The sequence below is a fragment of the Micromonospora globispora genome (genome assembly GCF_003857015.1).
GTDB lineage: Bacteria > Actinomycetota > Actinomycetes > Mycobacteriales > Micromonosporaceae > Micromonospora > Micromonospora globispora.
Map to the genome: position 1 here is coordinate 1 of NZ_QGGF01000709.1, position 4,341 is coordinate 4,341.

The window sequence follows — 4,341 nt, forward strand, 5'->3', positions numbered from 1 at the left end:
ATCAACCGGCTCAAGCGCAACCGCGCCGTGGCCACCCGATTCGACAAGCTCGCCGTGCGCTACGAAGCCACCGTGCACATCGCCGCGATCAGCGAGTGGCTGTGACCGACTTCGACACAGGCTCTAGGCGCTCTTCACTGAGGGATCGCCCGGATCTGCCGCCGACCGGTGTCACAGGGCGCCACGAAGGGTCCGCGGTGTGCGCGATCCTGCCGATGAGCGTGTGTGCGCAAGGCCACGACGAGTCCATGAATGTGCCAACGCTGACAGCGTCGTCAGCTTTGTGCGTCGAGTGCTTGCAAGACCCGGAGGAACACCTGCCGGTCCGCCACTGACAACCGGTTGAGCAGTCGATCCTCCTCCTGCCGGATGGCCCGCCGCAATTTCGTATGTAGCCGGCGGCCGGCCGGGGTGAGTCTGAGGAGGTGTACCCGCCGGTCGGCCGGGTCCGGTTCGCGCCGGATGAGGCCGCGCTGCTGCAGGTCGTCGAGCACGCCGATGATGCGTGTCTTGTCGGCGCCGATCGTGCGAGCCAGTGCCGTCTGCGTGCGCAAGGGTGTTTCGTCGAGCGCGGTCAGCACGACGTAGCCCCACATCGACAGGCCTTGCGCCGTGAGTATCGGCTGCTCCATCGCGATGAGCCAACGACTCAGCCGCGTGACCATGGCGGCGAGGTCGGGCCGGTCGTCTTGGTCGCGAGGTAGTACAGCAGTCACCTCGAAGAACATACACCTTGACATATTGTACGCTCGGATAGACCGTAAGCGCATGCATATGATTCCCGACCTCCGCGTGGAGGACGAGGTGGCGGTACGGGCGAGCATGGCTCTGGTCGAACGCGTGCGCCCGGAGGACCTCGAACGACCGACGCCATGCGCCGGCTGGGACCTGGCCGGGCTGCTGGCTCACATGACAGCGCAGCACCGCGGGTTCGCCGCTTCGGCCGGTGGCCACGGCACGTATATGGACGTGTGGCGGGTTCGCCCACTCGGCGGCAGCCCCGCAGCGGACTACGCGGACGCCAGCGAGCAGGTCATCACCGCTTTCGCGGCGCACGACGTGCTTGAGCGGATGTTTGCCCTCCCCGAGTTCGGCGACGGGGTACGGGTGCCCGGTCGACGGGCAATCAGCTTCCACTTCATCGACTACGTCGTTCACGGCTGGGACATCGCCCGGTCACTCGCGCTGCCGTTCGCGTTGCCGGCGGATCTGCTGCAGACCGCGGTTCCCATCGCCGAAGCCATCCCCGACGACGACCGCCGGCTCGCACCCGGCACCGCCTTCGCGCCACGACTGCCCATACCCGACGACCGCGACCCACTGGAACGGATTCTCGCGCTGGTTGGCCGCTCCTCATCGTGGCCGAAGGACTAATCAGTGAGTCGACGTTCGAGCCCACCCCGGCCACCTCCCGGCGGGCAGACGGCGTCCTCATTTGCCGCCGACCGGGCGTCGCGCTGTGCAGCCATCGTGAGCGGCCATATTTGTCACCGCTATTGGGTCCCGCGACGCTCTACCCTCGACTGCAGAAACGGATGCACCAACCGACGGAGGAAGCGATGCCGAAGACGCTTCAGGCGAGCCGCACGGCGGTACTGGTCTGCCAGGGTCGGGCTGCCGCGGACGGTCTGATCGCTGCGGGCCGCTTCACCGATCCGACGGCCATGCCTCTGCTGCGTCCCGAGGAGCGTGAGCTGGTCCAGTGGGTACGCGACGGTGTCATACCCCGGCAGTGGCGGCAGCGGGTCGACTACGAGACGGTACGGGCCAACACCGAAGTGATCGTGCCCCGTACCGCTGCCATCGACGACGCCGTACGCGCCCACCGCAGCCCCCAGTTGGTGATTCTCGGCGCCGGGCTGGACGGCCGCGCCTGGCGAATGCCGGAACTCGCCGATGTGGCGGTCTTTGAGGTCGACCAGCCGGCCAGCCAGCAAGACAAGCGCGAGCGCGCCGCGGGCCTCTTCGGCAGCCCGCCGACGTTCGTGCCCGTGGACTTCCGCCACGAGCGGCTGGGCGAGGCACTGGCCGCCGCCGGGCACCGCGCTGACCAGGCAACGACCTGGATCTGGGAAGGCGTCGTGCCATACCTGACCGCCGCAGAGGTAGCCGCCACGGTCACCGCGCTCGCAGCCTGCTCAGCGCCGAACAGCCGGCTGATCGTCAACTATCAGACCCCTGCGGGAATCGCGAAGCTGGGCCGCCTCGCGGCGCGGGCGCTCATGGCATCTACCGGCCGGTCGAGTGTCTGGGCGAACGAGCCGTGGCGCTCGACGTGGACGCCCGAGGCGATGACCCGCCTGCTCGCCCGGCACGGCTACACCGTCACCAGCGACGAAGACCTACTCGGCACGGCAGGCGCGCTCGCGGTACCCATCCGCCACCGCATATCGCTCCGCCACGGCCGCGTGATGGTCGCTGACCGGGCCTGACACGCGGCGCCCTCCCGGAAGGCATATCCCCGATCCGACGTCTTCTTCTGTCGCGATCAGCTCGCTGGTGCTTCGACCACAAACGTTGGCGGGGTTGGTCGGGGTTGGGAATGTGTCGTATCGGTGGTGTTGGCTTCGATTTATGCCTCGCCGTCGGGATCCTGCCGCACCGCGGGTGGTGCATCGCACCGCGCGTGTCGCGTTGCGGGTGACGTCTGACAGCGGCGGCGGCGCTTCGGTCTGTTGCGTTCGGCCGATGACGTGTGGGCATGCGTACTGGAGATCAACGCGTGGCGGCGCCGGGACGCGCCGCTGGTCGGCTATCAGGAACTGTGTCGGGAGTTGGCGGCCTCGGGGCCGGGCGCCTTCGGCGAGCTGGACTCGGTCGGTGCCCGGTCGGTGTTGCGCCGGTTCTCCGATGGGTGGTTCGCCGCGGCGAAGCGCCGTAAGGACGGTGACCTGTCGGCGCGGTTCCCGCGTCGGCGGCAGGGGTTGGTGCCGGTGCGCTGTTATCACGGCACGTTCACCCTCGACGGGCGCCGAGTGCGGATCCCGACGGCCAAGGGCACGTCGCCGTTGTGGGTGCGCCTGGCGCGGGATCTGCCGTATCCGGTCGAGCAGGTGCGCTTCTGTGGTGATGGAGGCACGCCAGACATGCCACAACATCGCCCTCGCCGGCTGACGTCAGTCCGGCGCCGGGCAACGCCTTCACCGAGTTACGGGACGTCCCTTAGGCGTCTCAGGGTTCAGTAACGGCACGCAGGCTGCGAAGCCCTGACATGCCGCCGACCGCGTGGAGTGTAGTCGTGCTGTGCCCGGATTCGGCGCCGTGGGTAGCTACTGGTGCCGCCGCGGTCGCTGGCGTTTACTGCGTGGGTCGGACGATCAAGCCTGGAGATGACATGCAAACCACGCCGTCAGAGAGCCGCCCCCAGCATCCCGTTGTCATCTCGCATAAGGCCCAACGGGCGGCGGACCTTCAACTGCGGATCGCGGACGCGATCACCGCTTTCGCGGGGTCGATGCCGTTCGTCTACATTCACGCCGCATTATTCGGCATCTGGATGCTGTTCGTCGAGTCCGACCCGTGGCCGAAGCTCACACTGGTCGTCTCGTTGGAGGCCATCTTCCTCTCCACCTTCGTCATGATCGGCCAGAACCGGCAGTCAGCCTTCCAACAGGCCAAGGCAGATCATGACTTCAACGAACAGGAACTGGAACTCAAGACCAACACGGATCTGACTCGTGCCATCCATACGCTGACTATGGAGCTGCACCGGCGGCTGCTCGATAAGCCCGCCCAGTAGCGTGCCCGGAGTGTTTGTCGGCGAAAGCGGTAACCGCTCCTTCCGAGAGCCGCGGTGCCATCCTCTTCTGCCGCTCCGCGGGTGCTGGCGGTGACTGTGGCCGGTAACGCACCGTGAGGTATGACCCTCTCTCCTGCTTCCGGTCCCGGCGTCGTCTCTCCCGATCGCGTCGTGCTGCGTGCGGCGGTGTCTGCCTACCTCGGTCGGTACCGGGGTGCCGCACGGCTGCACACCGACTCCGACCTGCGGATTTTTCTGGCCTGGTGCACTACGTAACCAGGATCTGGATCCGTTGTCGGCCGCACGCGCGGACATCGAACGGTACGTGCGCTGGCTTCAAAATGTACGCCGCTTCCAGCCCTCAACCGTCTCCCGCCGCCTGTCGGTGGTGGTCGGCTTCTACCGCGTCTGCGTCATCGACGCCATCCTGGCGCGCTCACCGGCCGACTACGTGCGCCGTCCGGTGGTGCCGTTACCTAATGAGTTCTGGGAGTGAGCCATCCGGCAAACTCCTGGTGGGTAGGTAGCCGCCAGTTGGTGAGCACTCGTCGTTCCTGGACATCGAGTCCTGATGAAAGATCGTGCCCCGGCTGGTCGGTGTG

At 67.0% G+C, this 4,341-nt stretch carries 5 protein-coding genes and 1 pseudogene; 5 read left to right on the forward strand and 1 reads right to left on the reverse strand.

Translation table 11 applies throughout. The features are described 5' to 3' along the window. Window positions 1-105: pseudogene (locus DKL51_RS36830) on the forward strand (IS5 family transposase); the annotation flags it as partial. Between the two features lie 170 nt (window positions 106-275). Here DKL51_RS36830 and DKL51_RS32670 read toward each other — a convergent pair. Continuing rightward, window positions 276-728 carry a MarR family winged helix-turn-helix transcriptional regulator gene (locus DKL51_RS32670; RefSeq protein WP_109944161.1) on the reverse strand — a complete coding sequence of 151 codons (453 nt, stop codon included), beginning with the start codon at window positions 726-728 and terminating at the stop codon, window positions 276-278. A gap of 40 nt (window positions 729-768) precedes the next feature. On the opposite strand from DKL51_RS32670, the gene DKL51_RS32675 reads away from it, so the two are divergent. From DKL51_RS32675 to DKL51_RS32690, 4 genes are all read left to right on the forward strand, one after another. After that, on the forward strand, window positions 769-1,374 hold the full coding sequence (locus DKL51_RS32675; protein WP_109944160.1) for a TIGR03086 family metal-binding protein: 606 nt from the start codon (window positions 769-771) through the stop codon (window positions 1,372-1,374). Next, a complete protein-coding gene (locus DKL51_RS32680; protein ID WP_243422321.1) occupies window positions 1,359-2,432 on the forward strand; it encodes a class I SAM-dependent methyltransferase in 1,074 nt (357 codons plus the stop codon). Before DKL51_RS32675 ends, DKL51_RS32680 begins: the two co-directional genes overlap by 16 nt. Before the next feature lie 872 nt (window positions 2,433-3,304). After that, the gene (locus DKL51_RS32685; RefSeq protein WP_207783929.1) at window positions 3,305-3,739 is read left to right on the forward strand and encodes a DUF1003 domain-containing protein; all 435 of its coding nucleotides are present in this window, start codon (window positions 3,305-3,307) and stop codon (window positions 3,737-3,739) included. A gap of 292 nt (window positions 3,740-4,031) precedes the next feature. Then, window positions 4,032-4,235, forward strand: a complete 204-nt coding sequence (locus DKL51_RS32690; protein WP_124813188.1) for a hypothetical protein — start codon at window positions 4,032-4,034, stop codon at window positions 4,233-4,235. The last annotated feature ends 106 nt before the right edge of the window (window positions 4,236-4,341 follow it).

Coding starts and splice junctions, on each gene's coding strand:
- DKL51_RS32670 (WP_109944161.1), bottom strand. CDS start 728: ATGTTCTTCGAGGTGACTGCTGTACTACCTCGCGACCAAGACGACCGG.
- DKL51_RS32675 (WP_109944160.1), top strand. CDS start 769: ATGCATATGATTCCCGACCTCCGCGTGGAGGACGAGGTGGCGGTACGG.